This window comes from Acidiphilium iwatense (assembly GCF_021556475.1).
In the GTDB taxonomy this organism is placed as follows: domain Bacteria; phylum Pseudomonadota; class Alphaproteobacteria; order Acetobacterales; family Acetobacteraceae; genus Acidiphilium; species Acidiphilium iwatense.
This window is the reverse complement of record NZ_JAKGBZ010000017.1, coordinates 16,987-34,885: the sequence shown is the minus strand read 5'-3', so window position 1 is coordinate 34,885 and position 17,899 is coordinate 16,987. Positions and strand designations below refer to the sequence as shown.

Below are 17,899 nucleotides of genomic sequence, written 5' to 3'. Positions count from 1 at the left end.
CTCCTGATCACGCATGCGGCAACCAGCCGAAAATTTCGAGCGCACTTGCGGTAATAACCAGCCAGGCGAGAGAAAATGGCAGAAATACCTTCCAGCCGAGTTGCATGAGCTGATCGTACCGAAAGCGTGGCAAAGTCGCGCGCACCCATAGAAACACGAACAGACACAAAACGACTTTCAGGATGAACCAGATCGGCCCCGGTACCCAGGTGAATGGTGCGAACGGGATCGGCGAGAGCCAGCCCCCGAGAAACAGGATGGTCGTCATCCCGCTCATCAGGATCATGTTCGCGTATTCGCCAAGAAAGAACAGCGCGAAGCTCATCGCGCTGTATTCGACGAAGAAGCCGGCGACGATCTCGCTTTCGCCTTCCGGCAGGTCGAATGGCGCCCGGTTGGTTTCCGCAAGTCCGGAGATGAAGAATACCACCAGCATCGGCAGGAGCGGAATCGCGAACCAGATGGTTCGCTGGGCCAGCACGATCTGATTGAGATTGAGACTGCCCGTGCAGACCAGAACCGACAGGATCACCAGCCCGATCGATACCTCGTAACTGACCATCTGCGCGGCACTGCGCATCGCGCCTAGAAAGGCGAACTTGGAATTGCTTGCCCATCCCGCGATGATCACGCCATAGACGCCGAGCGACGAAATCGCGAACAGATAGAGCAGCCCGACATTGATGCTGGCGATCGCCCAGTGATCGTTAACCGGGATCACCGCCCAGGCGATGATCGCGAGTCCGAAGGTGATGATCGGAGCGATCAGGAACAGGAACCGATTCGCCCCGTCAGGGATGATGGTTTCCTTGAACAGCATCTTGATCGCATCGGCGAAAGGCTGCCAAAGGCCGAAGGGACCGACCACGTTCGGACCGCGCCGCAACTGCACCGCCGCGAGAATCTTGCGTTCGGCATAGGTGAGATAGGCGACTCCGATCAGCAGCGGTACGATCAGCGCCAGGGATTTGAGCAGTGTCAGAATCAGAATGCCGAAATCGGTTGCAAAAAAACCGCCCTGCATCGCGTCTACTCCGCCGCTTGCCGCATGGGTGCCGCGGTTTCGGCAATGCATTTCGTCATGGTCGGACTCGCACGGCTGATCGGATCGGTCTGGTAATAGGTCTCAAATGCCGGCGCAAAGGCGGCATCCGCGATCGCGGAGGAATCGCCAGCCGGCTTCACGCCGCCTGTATGGGCGATACGGCGAATCGTATCGGGTTCGGCGAATACCGGGTTGGCCTCAGCAAGACGGCGGCGCAGCGCTTCAAGGTCATTATAAGGCAGCGGCTTGCCGAGGACGGCGCTGAACGCGCGCAGAATCGTCCAGTCCTCGCGCGCCTGACCGGGCGGAAATACCGCGCGCAACGTGGTCTGCACCCGGCCTTCGATGTTCACGTAGGTGCCGGGCTTTTCGGTATAGGCCGCACCCGGCAGAATAACGTCTGCACGCGCCGCGCCACGATCGCCGTGATGCCCCTGATAGACGACGAAGGTTTCTGCGCTGATGCGCCCCATGTCGATCTCGTCGGCGCCCAACAGCCAAAGGAAATCAGTTCCGCCATCGAACATCGCGGCGATATCCTTGCCGCCTTCGGGAACAAAGCCAAGATCGAACGCTCCCATCCGCGCCGCGGCGTTATGAAGGACGTTGAAGCCATGCCAATCCGCGCTAAGCATTCCGGTGGTCTCGGCGATCTTCCAGCATGCGGCAAGGATTGCGGGACCGTCCGGTCGAGCGAGGGCAGACTGTCCGAGGATCAGCATCGGGCGTTCAGCCGCGACAAGGCGTTTGATAAACGGATGTTCCGGGTCGAGCAGAGTGCGCAATGCGGCGCCGTCCGTGCCGAGATGCGCGTAATCATAGGTGAGGTCAGCAGTTGGACCGACCATGCCCGCGAAAAACTTGGTGTTCTCAACCCAGCGCCGGCGTAGCCGTGCATTCAGCACCGGCGCTTCCCGGCGTGGATTGGCGCCGACGATCAGCAGTGCATCCGCCTCGTCGATTCCCTCGATCGTCGTATTGAACCGATAGAATTCACGCCGCGACCAGTCGAGCGTGGCGCCGTCCTGCCGGCAATCCAGATTGCGCGACCCGATCGACACCATGAGATCCTTCAGCGCCATCATGCTTTCGACATCGCACAGATCACCGGCAATGGCGCCGATCCGCGCGGGATCGAGGCCGCTCATCCGTGCCGCGATCGCGGCGAACGCTTCATCCCAACTCGCCTCTCGCAGTTTGCCGTCCCGCCTGATCCAGGGCCGATCGAGCCGCCGGCGCTTCAGACCGTCCAGCGCGAAACGCGATTTGTCGGCAAGCCATTCCTCGTTCACCGCATCGTTGATGCGCGGCAGGATGCGCAGAACCTCGCCGCCGCGTGAATCGATGCGGATATTGGTTCCGACCGCGTCCAGCACGTCGATGCCGTCGGTCTTGCGCAGCTCCCAGGTACGGGCGACGAAGGCATAGGGCTTCGAGGTGAGCGCGCCGACCGGGCAGATATCGATGATATTGCCGGACAGTTCCGAACTCAGCGCGCGTTCGACATAATTGGTGATCTCCATCGCTTCGCCCCGCGATGTCGCGCCCAGTTCCGGCACCCCCGCCACTTCGGCGAGGAACCGGATGCAGCGCGTACACTGGATACAGCGCGTCATCACCGTTTTGACCAGCGGGCCGAGATATTTGTCGGCCACCGCGCGCTTGGCCTCATGATAGCGCGAATGATCGCGGCCATAGCCCATCGCCTCGTCCTGCAGGTCGCACTCGCCGCCCTGATCGCAGATCGGGCAATCGAGTGGATGGTTGATCAGCAGGAATTCCATCACGCTGCGCCGCGCCTGGCGGACTTTTTCGGTATCGGTATGGATCACCATGCCGTCGCCAACCGGCTGCCCACAGGACGCCACAGGCTTGGGCATTTTTTCGACCTCAACCAGGCACATCCGGCAATTGCCCGCGATCGACAGCCGTTCATGATAGCAGAAGCGCGGAATTTCCTTGCCCGCGGCTTCCGCCGCCTGCAGCACGGTAAAACCGTTCGGCACCTCGATCTCGATGTCGTCGACGGTGACTTTTGCCATCAGTGTTGCTTTCACTCTGCCGCGAGGCGCGACGTGGCGCTGGCTCGGTAATCGGCGATCCGCTGTTCGACCACCGGGCGGAAATGCCGCAGTAATCCCTGGATCGGCCATGCCGCCGCATCGCCCAACGCGCAGATCGTATGCCCCTCGACCTGGCGGGTGACTTGTTCGAGCAGGTCGATCTCCGCGATTTCCGCCCGACCTTCGACGAGGCGATTCATCATGCGCATCATCCAGCCCGTGCCCTCGCGGCAGGGCGTGCATTGGCCGCAACTCTCATGCTTGTAGAACGCCGCGATGCGCGCGATGGCGCGGATCAGGTCAGTCGATTTGTCCATTACGATCACCGCCGCGGTGCCGAGACCGCTGCGCACATCGCGCAGACTGTCATAGTCCATCAGCACCGTGTCGCACACCGATTTCGGGAGCATCGGCACTGACGACCCGCCTGGAATGATCGCGAGCAGATTGTCCCACCCGCCGCGCACGCCACCGGCGTGCTTCTCGATCAGTTCACGCAGCGGAACGCCGAGTTCGTCTTCGACATTGCACGGCTTGTTGACATGGCCCGAGATGCAGAAAATCTTGGTGCCAGAATTCTTGGGGCGGCCGAGCGCTGAAAACCATGCCGCCCCGCGCCGCAAAATCGTCGGCGTGCAGGCGATTGTCTCGACATTGTTCACCGTGGTCGGACAGCCGTAGAGTCCCATCGCCGCAGGAAATGGCGGCTTCATCCGTGGCAATCCCTTCTTGCCCTCGATGCTCTCCAGAAGTGCCGATTCCTCGCCGCAAATATAAGCACCCGCCCCGCGATGGATCACGATGTCGAAATCCCACCCGGAGCCGCTCGCATTCTGCCCGATCAGCCCGGCGTCACGCGCCTCGTCCACCGCAGCCTGAAGATTGAGATATTCATTGTAGAACTCGCCGCGGACATAGATGAACGCGGTATGTGCACCGATCGCAAAGCCCGCGAGCAGGCAGCCTTCCACTAGCTTGTGCGGGTCGTGGCGGATGATGTCGCGATCCTTGCAGGTGCCAGGCTCGCTCTCGTCGCTGTTCACGACCAGATAGCTCGGCCGCCCATCGCTTACCTTCGGCATGAACGACCATTTCATGCCGGTCGGGAATCCCGCCCCGCCCCGCCCGCGCAGCCCCGAGGCTTTCATGTCCTCGACGATCGCACCCCGCCCGCGCGCGATGATCGCCGCCGTGCCGTCCCAGTCGCCGCGTGCCCGCGCGCCGGCCAGGTGCCAGTCATGAATGCCATAGAGATTGGTAAAAATGCGGTCCTTGTCGCTCAGCATTCTACGCAGCTCCGCTGCCGGATTCGGCGGGGATGGCGAACAGCGTCGTCGGTCCGCCTTCGGGTGCCGAATTCTGCCGCCCGATCGCCGATCCCGGCTTTGGCGTCTCGCCGCGCCGCAGCAAGTCGAGGAGCGCCTTGGTGCGCGGTCCGTCAAGGTCTTCGTAGAGATCGTCGTTGACCTGAACCACCGGTGCATTCACGCAGGCGCCGAGGCATTCAACCTCTTCGACGGTGAATGTTTCCCCGTCCGCCGCGGCAGCGCGGCTGCACGCCTCCATCACCACGTCCGATCCGCGCAGCCAGCACGGCGTCGTCGTGCAGACCTGCAAATGGAACCGCCCTACCGGCGTCGTATGAAACATGGTGTAGAAGGTCGCAACCTCGTAGACGCGGATACGCGGCATGCCGAGCCGATCGGCCACGACATCCAACGCGGCGCGCGGCACCCAGGCATGACCAATCTGCCGCGCCATTTGCCGCTGGGCAAGATCGAGCAGCGGCATCACCGCGCTCGCCTGCCGGCCTTCCGGGTATTTCGCGATGATCGCCGGGATCGCGGCCTCGCTCGTCTCGTCGAAACCAAAGGCCATATCTGCTGTCTCGTCCATCGTTCAGCGATCCACTTCCCCGAAGACGATATCGATCGAGCCGAGCACGGCGATCGCATCAGCCAACAAATGACCTTTCGACATCAGATCGATCGCCTGGAGATGCGAAAATCCGGTCGCTCTGATCTTGCACCGATAGGGATGATTGGTGCCATCAGCCACCAGATAGACGCCGAATTCGCCCTTCGGCGCTTCGACCGCCGTATAGGTCGCTCCGGCCGGCACGTGATATCCTTCGGTGAACAATTTGAAGTGGTGAATCAAGGCTTCCATCGAGCGCTTCATCTCGGCACGCTTCGGCGGCGAAATCTTGTTGTCCTGAACCTTTACCGGGCCTTCGGGCATGTTTTTCAGCGCCTGGCGGATGATTTTCACGCTCTCGCCCATTTCGCGGACGCGCACGAGATAACGGTCGAAGCAGTCGCCATGCCGCCCTACCGGCACGTCGAACTCGACTTCGGAGTATTTGTCGTAAGGCTGCGTGCGGCGCAGGTCCCACGCCACGCCAGCCGCCCGCAGATTGGGGCCAGAAAATCCCATCCCAAGGGCGTCTTCCGCCGAGATTATCCCGACATCGACCAGACGCTGTCTGAAGATGCGATTCTCGTTCAGCAAATTCTGCAAATCGTCGAGAAATTTCGGGAAACTCTCGCTCCAAGCCCAGATTTCTTCGGCAAGTCCGGCAGGCAGATCCTTCGAAACTCCGCCCGGCCGGAAATAATTCGCGTGGAATCGCGCCCCCGAAACCGCTTCGTGGAAGGTGAGCAGTTTCTCGCGCTCCTCGTAGCCCCACAGGCTCGGTGATTGCGCCCCAACATCGAGGGCGAGATGCACGACGGTCAGCAAGTGATTGAGCACGCGGGTGATTTCGGAAAACAGCACCCTGATCCACTGGCCGCGCTCTGGCACGGTGATGCCGAGCAACTTTTCGGTTGCCAGTGCGAAAGCGTGCTCGCAGCACATCGGCGAGACGTAATCGAGCCGGTCGAAATAAGGTACCGCCTGAAGATAGGATTTGTATTCGATCAACTTTTCGGTGCCGCGATGCAATAGCCCGATATGCGGATCGGCGCGGACTACCGTCTCGCCTTCCAACTCCAGGATCAGGCGCAGGACGCCGTGGGTCGCCGGATGCTGAGGGCCGACATTGACCGTATGCCGCTCAAGCTGGCTGTCCCGTCCCGGCGCGGTCACCGGCACGATCTGCCGCATAGTACCGCTCATGCCTTGCTTCCTGCTTTCGGGTCGGCTTTTTCGTCGCCGGGCAGAGTCGTCATCGCCTCCCAGGGCGAGAGAAAATCGAAACTGCGGAACTCCTGGGTCAGCGCCACCTTACCATAGACGACGCGCTTCTGCTCCTCGTCATAGCGCAGCTCGACATAACCCGTCAGTGGAAAATCCTTGCGTAACGGATGCCCCTCGAATCCATAATCTGTCACAATCCGGCGATGATCGGCGAGGCCATCGAAGATGACGCCGAACAAATCGAACACCTCGCGCTCCCACCACGCGGTACCGGGCCAGATGGCGGTCACGCTGGAGATCGGCGTTGCCTCATCAGTGGTCACGATCACCCGCAGCCGGTCGTTTCGCGTCACCGACAGCAGATTATAAACGATATCGAATCGTTCCGCCCGTTGCGGCCAATCCACGCCGCACACATCCATGCACTGTTCGAAGGCAAACCGCGGATCGCCCCGCAAGGTGCGCATCAAATCTGCAAGGGAGCCGCGCGCTGCACGCACCACCCGCTCGCCATGGTCCACCGAGACGTCTCTCACGCCGTCGAGCGCGCGGAGCGCCGATTCGAAAGGATCGACGGGCGCCTCCGCCACGGTTCCGGCACTCTGGTCCTGTGCGTCAGTCACGGAGGATCGTCCCGGTGCGGCGGATTTTTTTCTGCAATTGCATGATGCCGTAGACCAACGCCTCGGCGGTTGGCGGGCAGCCTGGGACATAGATATCGACCGGCACGATCCGGTCGCAGCCGCGCACCACGGAATAGGAATAATGATAATAGCCGCCGCCATTCGCGCAGCTTCCCATCGAAATCACCCAGCGCGGTTCCGGCATCTGGTCATAGACCTTGCGCAGCGCCGGCGCCATCTTGTTGGTCAGCGTGCCAGCGACGATCATCACATCGCTCTGGCGTGGGGAATTGCGCGGGATGACACCAAAGCGGTCGAGATCCCAGCGCGGCATATAGGCATGGATCATCTCGACCGCGCAGCAGGCGAGCCCGAAGGTCATCGGCCACAAGCTGCCGGTGCGCGCCCAATTCACCAACCTGTCGAGATTGGCGACCACGAAACCCTTGCCGGCGATTTCGCCGGTAATCCCGCGGATCACGGCATCTTGGTCGGTCCCGGCCGATAGAGCCTCATGATTCCACGCAATATCAGTATCTTGCACGGCGTTCATCTCACGCGTCCCCGATCAGGCCACACAACGGCCGCTTACCAAATTCGTCATGCCCCGTCCATTTCCGGCCGCAATGCCATCATCATTCCCAATCAAGGGCACCCTTACGCCACTCATAAATAAACCCCACGGTGAGGATCGCGAGGAATCCGATCATCGACCAGAAGCCCAAGGCGCCGATCCGCGAAAGGCTCACCGCCCAGGGGAACAGAAAAGCGATCTCGACGTCGAAAATGATGAACAGAATTGCAACGAGATAATACCGGACATCGAATTTCCTGCGAGCATCGCTGAACGGCTCGAATCCGCATTCGTAGGCGCTCAGTTTTTCGCCGTATGGATTCTGGCGCGCTGCCAGCAGAGATCCCGCCACGAAAGCGATTCCGAGCAGACCCGCGATGGCCACGAACACGAGGATCGGGAAATAGTCGTGAAGAATGGGTTGCACCGTGATCAGCCCCCTATGACGCTCCCGAGTTGGATCGGCACCAAATCGTACAACCAATGCCGATTGCTTTCCGCATGTCATACTGCGCGCGGAACAGGTCAACCCCGCAATCCGCGAAGGACCAGATCCCCCGTTATTATCCCATCAAGATTATGCGATAGATGGTTGACCAGCTTGAATAAACTGGCGCGAGTGACGGGGCTCGAACCCGCGACCTCCGGCGTGACAGGCCGGCGCTCTAACCAACTGAGCTACACCCGCGTCGTGGGGAGCCTACTAGAGCGCCGGCCGGCAGGCGTCAAGCGTAGCGGGGTGCGTGCTCAGGGGGCGGTCAACGCACCGCCGAGAGCGCCGACGCCACCGCCGATCAGCGCGCCGGTCGCCGGTTTGCCGCCGGACAAGGCGGAAATCCCCGCGCCCGCGCCCGCGCCGAGCATTCCGCCGGTCAGAGCCCTGGTGCCCGGCGAATAGCCGCAGGCAGCCAAACCAAGCGCCAATCCAAGAGCGAGAATCGGTCTGGTCCATGTCAACATCGCGATGCCCTCCGAAAATCGAACACAAGACGGACATGGGGTGCAGCGCTGACGAATCGCCGTCCCAGGTATGAATTCCAGTTCAGATGGGTGTGATCGGAGGTTTCAGTGCTACCCGTCGTCCGGTGCGGGAATGGGCGGTGACGGGATCGAACCGCCGGCCCTCTCGGTGTAAACGAGACGCTCTACCGCTGAGCTAACCGCCCAAGGATCTCATGCCAAGCGCTTGGCGATCCACGATTCGTCGTGAGCCGCCCTAAAATATCGGCAAGTAGGCCTGTACCAAGCCCGACGGCAAGCTGTTGTTCGCAACCATCAGTGCGAGGCGCATAGCGCCGAAACCATCCAGCGATCAAATGGACTGGATTGGTTCCCCCTGGCGTTGTTCGGGGTCGCAATGATGTGCGTAGAATGAGCCCCTTCAGAAAGGTTTCGCATCATTCCCAGAAATGCAGCCGAAATAAGCCGAACGCGCGGTCAGTTCACCGCGTCTTTCAGGGTTTTGCCAGGCTTGAACCGCACCGAGGTGGACGCGGGGATTTTAATCTCCTCGCCCGTCCGCGGGTTGCGGCCGGTTCCCGCCTTGCGCTGTGCAGTGCCGAAGGTGCCGAATCCCACCAAGCGCACTTCCTGCTTCTTTTTCAACGCCTTTTCGATCGCGGTGAATACCGCGTCGACGACTTCCGCCGCCTTGGCCTTGGAAAGATCGGTTTGTTCCGCCACGTCTGCGACGAGGTCCATCTTGTTCACGGATTGGTCTCCCGGTTGTGAAAAAGCCATGGAAAGGAGCATCTGGAAACAAGTCCGTACCTGTTCCCGATGTCGGTTCCCGACTCAAGGCGCGCACAGTAGAGGGGCCGGTTTCCTCTCGTCAACGAAGACGACGAAAAAACCGGCCCCATGACGCTGATTTAAGCCGCCACGAACGCCCAGAACGTCAGTGCGGCAGGGCGGCGCCAGCCGATTCAGCCGCACGTGGCGGAATCGGTTCCACCGGCTCTTCCCAGTCGATCGGCTCGGGTTTGCGCACCAGCGCCTGCCCGATCACCTCGTCGACATGAGATACTGCAATGATCTTCAACGATTTTTTCACATTCTCCGGGATTTCCGCGAGATCCTTCTCGTTGTCTTTCGGGATCAGCACCGTGGTGATGCCCGCGCGCAAGGCGGCAAGCAGCTTCTCCTTAAGTCCACCGATCGGCAGCACCCGGCCGCGCAACGTAATTTCGCCGGTCATGGCGATATCCTTGCGCACCGGAATACTCGTCAGTGCAGAGACAATCGACGTCGCCATCGCGATGCCCGCCGACGGGCCATCCTTTGGCGTGGCACCCTCGGGAACATGGACATGGATGTCGCGTTTCTCGAACACCGGAGGCTTGATCCCGAACTGGATCGCGCGCGAGCGGATATACGAAATCGCCGCCGAAACACTTTCCTGCATCACGTCGCCAAGCTTGCCGGTCTGTTTGACGTTTCCCTTGCCGGGCAGAAGCAGGCTTTCGATGGTCAGGATTTCGCCACCTACTTCGGTCCAGGCCAGGCCGGTGACCACGCCCACCATGTCCTCGGCCTCGGTCTCGCCGAAACGGAAACGTGGGACACCCGCGAATTTCTCAAGGTTCTTGCGGGTTACTGCGACTTTCGCAACCTTTTTGGTGACGATCTCCTTGACCGATTTGCGCGCCAGATTGGCGAGCTCGCGTTCAAGGTTACGCACCCCGGCTTCGCGCGTGTAGGTACGGATCAGTTCGCGCAGCACATCGTCGGAAACCGACCATTCCTCCGGTTTCAAACCGTGTGCCTCGGATTGCTTGGCGATCAGGTGCCGCCGGGCGATCTCGATTTTTTCATCCTCGGTATAACCGGGGATACGGATGATCTCCATGCGGTCGAGCAGCGGCTGCGGCATACGCAAGCTGTTTGCGGTGGTGACGAACATCACATCCGACAGATCGTAGTCGACTTCCAGATAATGGTCGTTGAAGGTCGCGTTCTGTTCGGGATCGAGAACCTCGAGCAGCGCCGAGGTGGGATCGCCCCGCCAATCCGAGCCCAGCTTGTCGATTTCGTCCAGAAGGAACAACGGGTTCGACGTTTTGGCCTTCTTCATGCCCTGAATGATCTTGCCGGGCATCGAACCGATATAGGTCCGCCGGTGGCCGCGAATTTCCGCCTCGTCGCGTACGCCGCCGAGCGACATCCGCACGAAGCTCCGCCCGGTCGCGTGGGCGATCGATTTGCCGAGCGAGGTCTTGCCGACGCCTGGAGGGCCGACAAGGCAAAGAATCGGCCCGCGCAGTTTCGGGCTGCGCGACTGCACCGCCAAATATTCGACGATGCGTTCCTTGATCTTGTCCAGACCATAATGATCGTCGTTCAGCACGCGCTCAGCCGCGACCACGTCGTTCTTGATCTTGCCGCGCTTCTTCCACGGAATGCCGAGTATCCAGTCGAGATAGTTGCGCACGACCGTGGCTTCCGCGCTCATCGGGCTCATGGTCTTGAGCTTCTTCAATTCCGCCACCGCCTTGTCGCGCGCTTCTTTCGAGAGCTTGGTCGTTTTGATTTTCTCTTCGAGTTCGGCGGTCTCGTCCTTGCCATCCTCGCCCTCGCCCAGCTCCTTCTGAATCGCCTTGAGCTGTTCGTTCAGGTAATATTCGCGCTGGGTCTTTTCCATCTGCCGCTTGACGCGATTGCGGATGCGCTTCTCGACCTGGAGCACCCCGATTTCGGCTTCCATATGGGCGAAAACGCGCTCCAACCGCTCGGCAACCGCCGAGGCTTCCAGCAATTCCTGCTTGTCGGCGATCTTCAGCCCGAGATGGCTCGATATGGTGTCGGCGAGCTTGGAGGCATCGTCGATCTGATTGACCGAAACCAGAACTTCCGGCGCGATCTTTTTGTTGAGCTTGATGTACTGCTCGAACTGAGCGACCACGCCGCGGGCCAGGGCTTCGAGTTCCTTGCCCTCCTGCCGCACATCGTCGAGCGGTTCGGCATAGACCTCGAAATGACTCTCGGTTTCCTTATATCCGGTGATTCGGGCCCGCCGGACGCCCTCGACAAGCACTTTCACCGTGCCGTCGGGCAGTTTGAGAAGCTGCAGCACGGTCGAAACGGTGCCGACATCATAGATATCCTCGGCGGCAGGGTCGTCCTGCTGGGCGTTTTTCTGCGCGACGAGCAGGATCTGCTTATCTTCCTTCATCACGCTTTCGAGCGCGCGCACCGATTTTTCACGGCCGACGAAAAGCGGTACGATCATGTGCGGGAACACGACGATATCGCGCAACGGCAGCACCGAAAGCAGTTCGCCGCAGGGTATTCCGGCGCCCGGTTTTCGGGTGGGGTCGGTCTCTGACATTAGACTACCTTTCCTGATCCACGTGCCCTGCCCGGAAGCGGCACAGAGCGCGGCGCCGGGTTATCCGGCCACAAAGGCGATATGGGGAGGCCATGGCGATCGCGCAATCCATGCGGCGGTCCGGCCGGTCTGCGCAGAAGCAGCTCTTCAAGACCCTGTTTCAGCCCGCTCTTTTCCATGCAGGAACAATGGGTTGGCGCGACCTTCGGCAACCTCGCCATTGATCATCACCTCCTCGACGCTGTCGAGACCCGGCAGGTCGAACATAGTTACAAGCAGGATCTGCTCCATAATCGAACGCAAGCCACGGGCACCGGTTTTGCGCAGAATCGCGCGGGTCGCGACCACACGCAGCGCATCGTCGGTGAAATTCAGCTTGACTCCTTCCATCTCGAACAAACGGGCATATTGCTTGACCAGCGCGTTTTTCGGCTTGGTCAGGATCTCGATCAATGCCGATTCATCCAGATCGTCCAGCGTCGCGACCACCGGCAGGCGGCCGATGAATTCCGGGATCAGGCCGAATTTCAGCAGGTCTTCGGGCTCGACGTCCTTCAGGATCGCGCCGGTGCGGCGTTCGCTCGGGTCGCGGACATCGGCGCCGAAGCCCATCCCCGAACCCTTGCCGCGCTGGGCGATGATTTTCTCTAGCCCGGAGAAAGCGCCGCCACAAATGAACAATATGTTCGTGGTATCGACCTGGAGGAACTCCTGTTGCGGGTGTTTGCGTCCGCCCTGCGGCGGCACCGAGGCCACGGTTCCTTCCATGATCTTGAGCAGAGCCTGCTGCACGCCTTCGCCGGACACATCCCGCGTGATCGAGGGATTGTCGGATTTGCGGCTGATCTTGTCGACCTCGTCGATATAGACGATGCCGCGCTGCGCCCGTTCGACATTGTAATCCGCCGATTGCAACAGTTTCAGGATGATGTTCTCGACATCCTCCCCGACATAACCAGCCTCGGTCAGCGTCGTCGCGTCCGCCATGGTGAACGGAACGTCGAGAATCCGCGCCAAGGTCTGCGCCAGCAGCGTCTTGCCCGAGCCGGTGGGCCCGATCAGCAGGATGTTGGACTTGGCGATTTCGATGTCGTTATTCTTCTGAGCGTGGGCAAGGCGCTTGTAGTGGTTGTGTACTGCAACACTGAGCACCTTCTTGGCCTGATCCTGGCCGATCACGTAATCGTCCAGCACCTTGCAGATCTCGCGTGGAGTGGGCACGCCGTCCCGCGACTTGACGAGATGGGTGCGATGCTCCTCGCGGATGATATCCATGCAGAGTTCGACACATTCGTCGCAGATGAAGACCGTCGGGCCCGCGATCAGCTTGCGGACCTCGTGCTGGGACTTGCCGCAGAACGAGCAGTACAAGGTGTTCTTCGACTCTCCTGATTTCGTGCTCATCAACGCTCCAGCAGCGCCCCAAAAGCGGCGGCGCACAATCAATCCGTCAGAGACTAGACCCCGGGGGCGGATCGCACAAGCATTCCACCCCCAAGAGTCGCCGGATTGCAACAGTTTCGGGATAGATGTCGGGTGGGTGGTGACCCGATCAACCCCCGCTTTTCGCGGGACTGATTTCCTTAACGGTCGAGTCGGAACGGATCGGGTTCCGTGTCACGACCTCGTCAACTAGTCCGAAAACCTTGGCTTCCTCGGCGGACATGAATCGATCGCGCTCCAGCGCGCGCTCGATGTCCTCAAGAGTCTGGCCGGTATGGGTCACGTAAATGTCATTCAGGCGGCGGCGCAGCGTAAGGATCTCCCTCGCCTGGATCTCGATATCGGCCGCCTGACCCTGCGCGCCGCCGGAGGGCTGGTGGACCATGATCCGTGCGTTCGGCAAAGCGAAACGTTTGCCTTTTTCGCCTGCGGCCAAAAGCAGACTGCCCATCGAGGCCGCCTGGCCGATGCATACGGTGGTTACTGGGCTACGAATATATTGCATCGTGTCATAGATCGCGAGGCCGGCCGATACCACGCCGCCGGGGCTGTTGATGTAAAACGCGATATCCTTCGACGGATTTTCACTCTCCAGAAACAGCAATTGAGCGGAAATCAGCGAGGCGACCTGATCGAAGACCGGGCCGGTCAGGAAGATGATCCGCTCCTTCAGAAGGCGCGAAAAGATATCGTAGGCCCGCTCGCCCCGCGCCGTCTGCTCGACGACCATGGGCACGAGATTGTTCATATAGATGTCGATCGGGTCCCGATCCATCGGCGTATTCCTCTTGAACCTGGGCCGGCGCCGCCGCACCCGTATGAAACGAACGAACTGCCGAGATCCATTCCGCCTCGCCAAGGCCGGGCCGGACGCCGCAGGAGTCAAGATTAGCCGATGGGCGGGCGCCGTCCATTCCCCTTCGGTCGTCGCTGCTCCCCTCGCGTCAGTCGTCGCTGTCGGCGAACAATTCCTCGGGGGAAACCTCCTGGTCGGTCACCGTGGCAAGTTCCAGCGCGTAATCGACCACCTTGTCCTCGAAGATCGGGCCGCGCAGCCGGTCCATGGCGCGCGGGTTCTTCTGGTAGAAATCGACGATCATTTTTTCCTGGCCGGGGAATTGCTGCAATTCCTGGATCATCGCGCGACGCAGATCCTGCTCGGACACCTGCACGTTGTTGGACCGACCGATTTCGGCGACCAGCAGGCCAAGCCGTACTCGCCGATCGGCGATGGCGCGGTATTCGCTCCGCAGGGTCGCTTCGTCCTTCGCGGCGTCCTCGGCGTCGAGCCGGTCGGCGGCGCGTTCGGCTTCGACCTGCCGCCAGATTTCCGCGAATTCTGCATCCACCAGCGTTTCGGGAGTCGGAAAATCGGCCTGCTCGGCGAGCTTGTCGAGCAATGCGCGCTTGAGCTTCATGCGGCTCGCGCCGGCGCGGGCTCCCTCGAGCCGTTCGCCAAAGAATTTGCGCAATTCGGCGAGGTTTTCGAACCCATTGGCTTCGGCAAAGGTATCGTTCAGCACCGCCGGAATCTTGCGTTTCAGCGCCTTGCCGGTAATGTCGAACGTGGCTTCCTTGCCGGCGAGATTGGCGGCTTGATAGTCTGCAGGAAAGGTGACGGTGATGACGCGATGTTCACCCGGCGCCAATCCTTCGACCTGCTCGGCGAAGCCGGGAATGAACCCCGAGCCGCCGATCTCGACATCAGTGTCCTGCGCGGCGCCGCCGTCGAACGGCACATCGTCGAGCTTGCCCAGGAAATCGACAGTTAGGATTTCACCCTTTGCCACGCCGCGGGTTTCCTCGATCGGTTCGAGGCTTGCGCGCTGGTCGGCGAATTTGGCCATCGCCTCGTCGATTTCCGCTTCGGTCACCGGCGCCTTCGGCCGGGTCAGGCTGATCGCCTTGAGGTCGGGGATTTTTACCTCGGGCAGGATCTCCATTTCGACCTTGAATTCGAGATCTGTCTCGGTGCCGGGATTGACCACTTCGACCTTGGGCGAGACGGCTGGGCGCAAGCTGCGTTCGGCCAGCATTCTGTCGGTCGCGTCGTTCACCGAGGCTTCGAGAACCTCCGCCGCGACGGCATCGCCGAAGCGCCGGCGCACCATCGACAACGGCACCTTGCCCGGCCGGAATCCCGGCATCTGCATCGTCTTCGACAGCTCGGCGAGGCGCTTCTCGCGCTTCTCGGTGAGATCGGCCCCCGGCACGACGACGGTGAAACCACGCTTCAGCCCATCGCTCAGGGTCTCGGTAATCTGCATGTCCAAGGATATCCTTACGTTACGCCACTCAACAAGATCCACCAGCCGTCATGCGGGCGGAGGGACTTGAACCCCCACGGCTTGCGCCACCAGAACCTAAATCTGGCGTGTCTGCCAATTTCACCACGCCCGCCGAAAACCGCCCGCAGAAAGCCAGATCGCACGCGATCCGCACGTTACTGATCGCGGCGGCAACTAGCGCGGATCGTCGTTCCCGACAAGCGCATCGGCGGTAAATCTGGACGTTTACCTCGTCAGAAGCGGTAGCGCATCCCGGCGGTCACCATCCGCTGATTGCCATCCGAGCGGGCGAAGGTGGTCGCGAGATCGACGCTGGCAGCGAGTTGACCGAAAATCGTGGCAGTCGCACCGATATCCGCGACGCCCCATCTGGTCGCCTGATTCGGGAAATTGGTGGTCAGCCCGACCAGCGGTTCGTCGGTGAAAACGCTGGCGAAGCTGCCCCGCGTGCCGTCAAGCTCGGCCTGACCCTCGATCGAGCCATGCGGGCGCAGATCGAGCGCGCCGATATGCGCGCTGGCCGAAACGCCAAGGCCGAAACTCGCGATCGTGCGCGACAGGGACTGGGTTTGCACCGCCATGACCAGCGCCGGATCGCCCTGCTGGGTATAGGCGTTCACGTTGGCCTGGGTGGCGTCCAACCCGACGATCGGGCCGAAAGCGAGAGCGCCGCGACGGATCAGATAGCCGCCATTCACCACGACGCTGTCGGTATGCCCGCCCGGAGCAGCGGTCATCGGCACGAGAACGCCCGGTGCGCTGAACTGGGTGACCTGGGCAATGCCGTAATCGACCTGACCGTCGAGAAACAGATGCCGCGACTGCGCCATCGCATAGGCGGCAAACTGATAGGCATGAGCCTGAACATTAGCGCCGCCATTCACCGTCGCATTATCAGTGCCGTAGCCGAACGCGAGGCCCGCGGCGATATGCGGGTTGAACCGATAATCCGCCCCGGCGGTCACGGTGCCGATATTGTCGCTGAATCCCAGATTGCCCGGCGCATTGCTGCGCGACCCATAATCATAGCCGCCGGTCACATAGACAGAAAGGCGATGATCCGGCATCGGACCCATCGGGCCGGTATCTCCTTCCGCGGCATCGGCGAGCATCGGTGCGGACGGCAGATTGACCGAAATTCCCGAGGCACCGTTGCGCAGAGCGTCCATTCGCGCCGAGATCGACGCCGAGAACGCTTCGGCACCGGAGGCAAGTAGTCGCGCCGGCGCGGCGAGCGAATCCAGGTTGTTCAGTGCACTTGCGCTGTACTCCGCAACCAGCAGATGCGTATGCGTGGTGGGATGCACGTTGCCCCAGAACAGGTACTGGTTCTGCACCGATAGCGGCTGACCAAGGCAGGCGGCGGTCAACCGGCAGGCATCGGTGACGTTGGTGATGCCGAAAGCGCCCGGATTCACCAGCAATTCCTTGAACAACAGCGATTGATTGATCAGAATGATGTTGGTACCGATTTTCTGGTGAATCGTCGCGATCGCCCGTTCAAGCGCCGCATCATGCGCCGTCGAGATCTGATCTGCGACGAAACTCTCCAGCGGGTTGGCGTTGAATTCAGGGGTGGCACCCAGCGGCGGCAGGCTTTGCACGATGATCTGCCTCGCGCCGAGTTGTGCCAGTTGCACGATGCCCTCGCTGGTCTGGGTGATCGCCGTGGTCACCGCCCCAATAATGATCTGCTTGTATTGGGCCGGATCGGCTAGGATTTGTCCGGCCGCGACGAAATAGTTGTTCGCCCCCACCCACACGCCAACGACATCGCGCGATGTGAAATGCCCGCCTTTACTAGCAAAACTCTGAATTTCCTGTAAAAAACTCGGCAGCGGCGCCGGAAACCCTTCCACGTTCGAGATATTGTTGAAGGTCTGGCCATCGATCGTCAGCGGGCCGGTAAAGGCGCCGCCCACGCCGTAATCATTGGAGGGCTGAAAATCGAGGCCTGTCAGGCCCGGTAGATACTCGGCCCAGACCGGACCGTTGGAAAAATGATATTCGTAATAGGGCGGGCTGGGGGGATACGGAATTCCGGTCAAGCGCGGGATGTTGCCGTTATCGACTAGACTGTCGCCGAACGCATAGAAACTGCCGGGTGAGGCCGCATAAGCAAAGGGGGCGATCGCCAGCGCCAGCGCGATGCCGGATAGCGCAAGACCACCCGCCAGGGCTTTCTTGAGTGACATCCGAATCTCCCGTGACTGTAGACTTATTTTCGTTAACGTCAGGGAATGTGCGCTGAGGATAGGCGCCGGTCAATCGCCGAATCCCCCCACGCGCGAAGGTCTGGGCGATGTTGCCCTTTTGCCATGCGCGCACGGGCGCACGATGAACGCTGTATCGAAGATTCTGAAAGTTCAAATGCATAGAGGCCGCCTGATCGGCA

At 60.8% G+C, this 17,899-nt stretch carries 15 protein-coding genes and 3 tRNA genes; all 18 read right to left on the bottom strand.

Annotated elements, in window-relative coordinates:
• Nucleotides 1-7: 7 nt before the first annotated feature.
• The 18 genes from nuoH to L2A60_RS10195 all read right to left on the bottom strand — a co-directional run bounded on the left by nuoH (nucleotide 8) and on the right by L2A60_RS10195 (nucleotide 17,699).
• On the bottom strand, nucleotides 8-1,024 hold the full coding sequence (nuoH, locus tag L2A60_RS10280) for an NADH-quinone oxidoreductase subunit NuoH (RefSeq protein WP_235704285.1): 1,017 nt from the start codon (nucleotides 1,022-1,024) through the stop codon (nucleotides 8-10).
• 5 nt (nucleotides 1,025-1,029) lie between these two features.
• Entirely contained in the window at nucleotides 1,030-3,087 is a 2,058-nt protein-coding gene (nuoG, locus tag L2A60_RS10275; protein ID WP_235704284.1) for an NADH-quinone oxidoreductase subunit NuoG, read from the bottom strand.
• Nucleotides 3,088-3,098: 11 nt separating this feature from the next.
• Nucleotides 3,099-4,394: an NADH-quinone oxidoreductase subunit NuoF gene (nuoF, locus tag L2A60_RS10270; RefSeq protein WP_235704283.1), complete on the bottom strand. Its 1,296-nt coding sequence runs from the start codon at nucleotides 4,392-4,394 to the stop codon at nucleotides 3,099-3,101.
• 1 nt (nucleotide 4,395) lies between these two features.
• Nucleotides 4,396-5,004, bottom strand: coding sequence for a complex I 24 kDa subunit family protein (locus L2A60_RS10265; RefSeq protein WP_235704282.1), 609 nt, complete (start codon nucleotides 5,002-5,004; stop codon nucleotides 4,396-4,398).
• A gap of 3 nt (nucleotides 5,005-5,007) precedes the next feature.
• Nucleotides 5,008-6,216, bottom strand: coding sequence for an NADH-quinone oxidoreductase subunit D (locus tag L2A60_RS10260; protein WP_407932539.1), 1,209 nt, complete (start codon nucleotides 6,214-6,216; stop codon nucleotides 5,008-5,010).
• 8 nt (nucleotides 6,217-6,224) lie between these two features.
• Nucleotides 6,225-6,839, bottom strand: a complete 615-nt coding sequence (locus L2A60_RS10255; RefSeq protein ID WP_407932538.1) for an NADH-quinone oxidoreductase subunit C — start codon at nucleotides 6,837-6,839, stop codon at nucleotides 6,225-6,227.
• 25 nt (nucleotides 6,840-6,864) lie between these two features.
• The gene (locus L2A60_RS10250) at nucleotides 6,865-7,425 is read right to left on the bottom strand and encodes a NuoB/complex I 20 kDa subunit family protein (RefSeq protein ID WP_235704280.1); all 561 of its coding nucleotides are present in this window, start codon (nucleotides 7,423-7,425) and stop codon (nucleotides 6,865-6,867) included.
• 82 nt (nucleotides 7,426-7,507) lie between these two features.
• Nucleotides 7,508-7,873, bottom strand: coding sequence for an NADH-quinone oxidoreductase subunit A (locus L2A60_RS10245; RefSeq protein WP_235704331.1), 366 nt, complete (start codon nucleotides 7,871-7,873; stop codon nucleotides 7,508-7,510).
• Between the two features lie 184 nt (nucleotides 7,874-8,057).
• Nucleotides 8,058-8,134, bottom strand: a tRNA-Asp gene (locus L2A60_RS10240).
• Nucleotides 8,135-8,193: 59 nt separating this feature from the next.
• Nucleotides 8,194-8,406 (bottom strand): hypothetical protein, encoded by a 213-nt coding sequence (locus L2A60_RS10235; RefSeq protein WP_235704279.1) that lies wholly within the window; start codon nucleotides 8,404-8,406, stop codon nucleotides 8,194-8,196.
• Nucleotides 8,407-8,540: 134 nt separating this feature from the next.
• Nucleotides 8,541-8,612: transfer RNA gene (locus tag L2A60_RS10230), tRNA-Val, on the bottom strand.
• Between the two features lie 271 nt (nucleotides 8,613-8,883).
• A complete protein-coding gene (locus tag L2A60_RS10225) occupies nucleotides 8,884-9,198 on the bottom strand; it encodes an HU family DNA-binding protein (RefSeq protein WP_268920216.1) in 315 nt (104 codons plus the stop codon).
• Between the two features lie 145 nt (nucleotides 9,199-9,343).
• Entirely contained in the window at nucleotides 9,344-11,773 is a 2,430-nt protein-coding gene (lon, locus tag L2A60_RS10220; protein ID WP_235704278.1) for an endopeptidase La, read from the bottom strand.
• Between the two features lie 147 nt (nucleotides 11,774-11,920).
• Nucleotides 11,921-13,177 (bottom strand): ATP-dependent Clp protease ATP-binding subunit ClpX, encoded by a 1,257-nt coding sequence (clpX, locus tag L2A60_RS10215; protein ID WP_235704277.1) that lies wholly within the window; start codon nucleotides 13,175-13,177, stop codon nucleotides 11,921-11,923.
• A gap of 148 nt (nucleotides 13,178-13,325) precedes the next feature.
• Nucleotides 13,326-13,991, bottom strand: coding sequence for an ATP-dependent Clp endopeptidase proteolytic subunit ClpP (clpP, locus tag L2A60_RS10210; protein WP_329603568.1), 666 nt, complete (start codon nucleotides 13,989-13,991; stop codon nucleotides 13,326-13,328).
• A gap of 169 nt (nucleotides 13,992-14,160) precedes the next feature.
• Nucleotides 14,161-15,483 (bottom strand): trigger factor, encoded by a 1,323-nt coding sequence (tig, locus tag L2A60_RS10205; protein ID WP_235704276.1) that lies wholly within the window; start codon nucleotides 15,481-15,483, stop codon nucleotides 14,161-14,163.
• Nucleotides 15,484-15,534: 51 nt separating this feature from the next.
• A tRNA-Leu gene (locus L2A60_RS10200) sits at nucleotides 15,535-15,616 on the bottom strand.
• Between the two features lie 121 nt (nucleotides 15,617-15,737).
• Complete coding sequence (locus tag L2A60_RS10195; RefSeq protein ID WP_235704275.1) at nucleotides 15,738-17,699, bottom strand: autotransporter domain-containing protein; 1,962 nt, start codon at nucleotides 17,697-17,699, stop codon at nucleotides 15,738-15,740.
• Between the last annotated feature and the right edge of the window lie 200 nt (nucleotides 17,700-17,899).

Bases quoted from the DNA above. Each gene is read 5' to 3' on its own strand.
- clpP (WP_329603568.1), bottom strand. From the start codon at position 13,991: ATGGATCGGGACCCGATCGACATCTATATGAACAATCTCGTGCCCATG.
- nuoG (WP_235704284.1), bottom strand. From the start codon at position 3,087: ATGGCAAAAGTCACCGTCGACGACATCGAGATCGAGGTGCCGAACGGT.
- tig (WP_235704276.1), bottom strand. From the start codon at position 15,483: ATGCAGATTACCGAGACCCTGAGCGATGGGCTGAAGCGTGGTTTCACC.
- L2A60_RS10265 (WP_235704282.1), bottom strand. From the start codon at position 5,004: ATGGACGAGACAGCAGATATGGCCTTTGGTTTCGACGAGACGAGCGAG.
- nuoH (WP_235704285.1), bottom strand. From the start codon at position 1,024: ATGCAGGGCGGTTTTTTTGCAACCGATTTCGGCATTCTGATTCTGACA.
- L2A60_RS10260 (WP_407932539.1), bottom strand. From the start codon at position 6,216: ATGCGGCAGATCGTGCCGGTGACCGCGCCGGGACGGGACAGCCAGCTT.
- L2A60_RS10225 (WP_268920216.1), bottom strand. From the start codon at position 9,198: ATGCTCCTTTCCATGGCTTTTTCACAACCGGGAGACCAATCCGTGAAC.
- L2A60_RS10195 (WP_235704275.1), bottom strand. From the start codon at position 17,699: ATGTCACTCAAGAAAGCCCTGGCGGGTGGTCTTGCGCTATCCGGCATC.
- L2A60_RS10250 (WP_235704280.1), bottom strand. From the start codon at position 7,425: ATGAACGCCGTGCAAGATACTGATATTGCGTGGAATCATGAGGCTCTA.
- clpX (WP_235704277.1), bottom strand. From the start codon at position 13,177: ATGAGCACGAAATCAGGAGAGTCGAAGAACACCTTGTACTGCTCGTTC.
- lon (WP_235704278.1), bottom strand. From the start codon at position 11,773: ATGTCAGAGACCGACCCCACCCGAAAACCGGGCGCCGGAATACCCTGC.
- L2A60_RS10235 (WP_235704279.1), bottom strand. From the start codon at position 8,406: ATGTTGACATGGACCAGACCGATTCTCGCTCTTGGATTGGCGCTTGGT.
- nuoF (WP_235704283.1), bottom strand. From the start codon at position 4,394: ATGCTGAGCGACAAGGACCGCATTTTTACCAATCTCTATGGCATTCAT.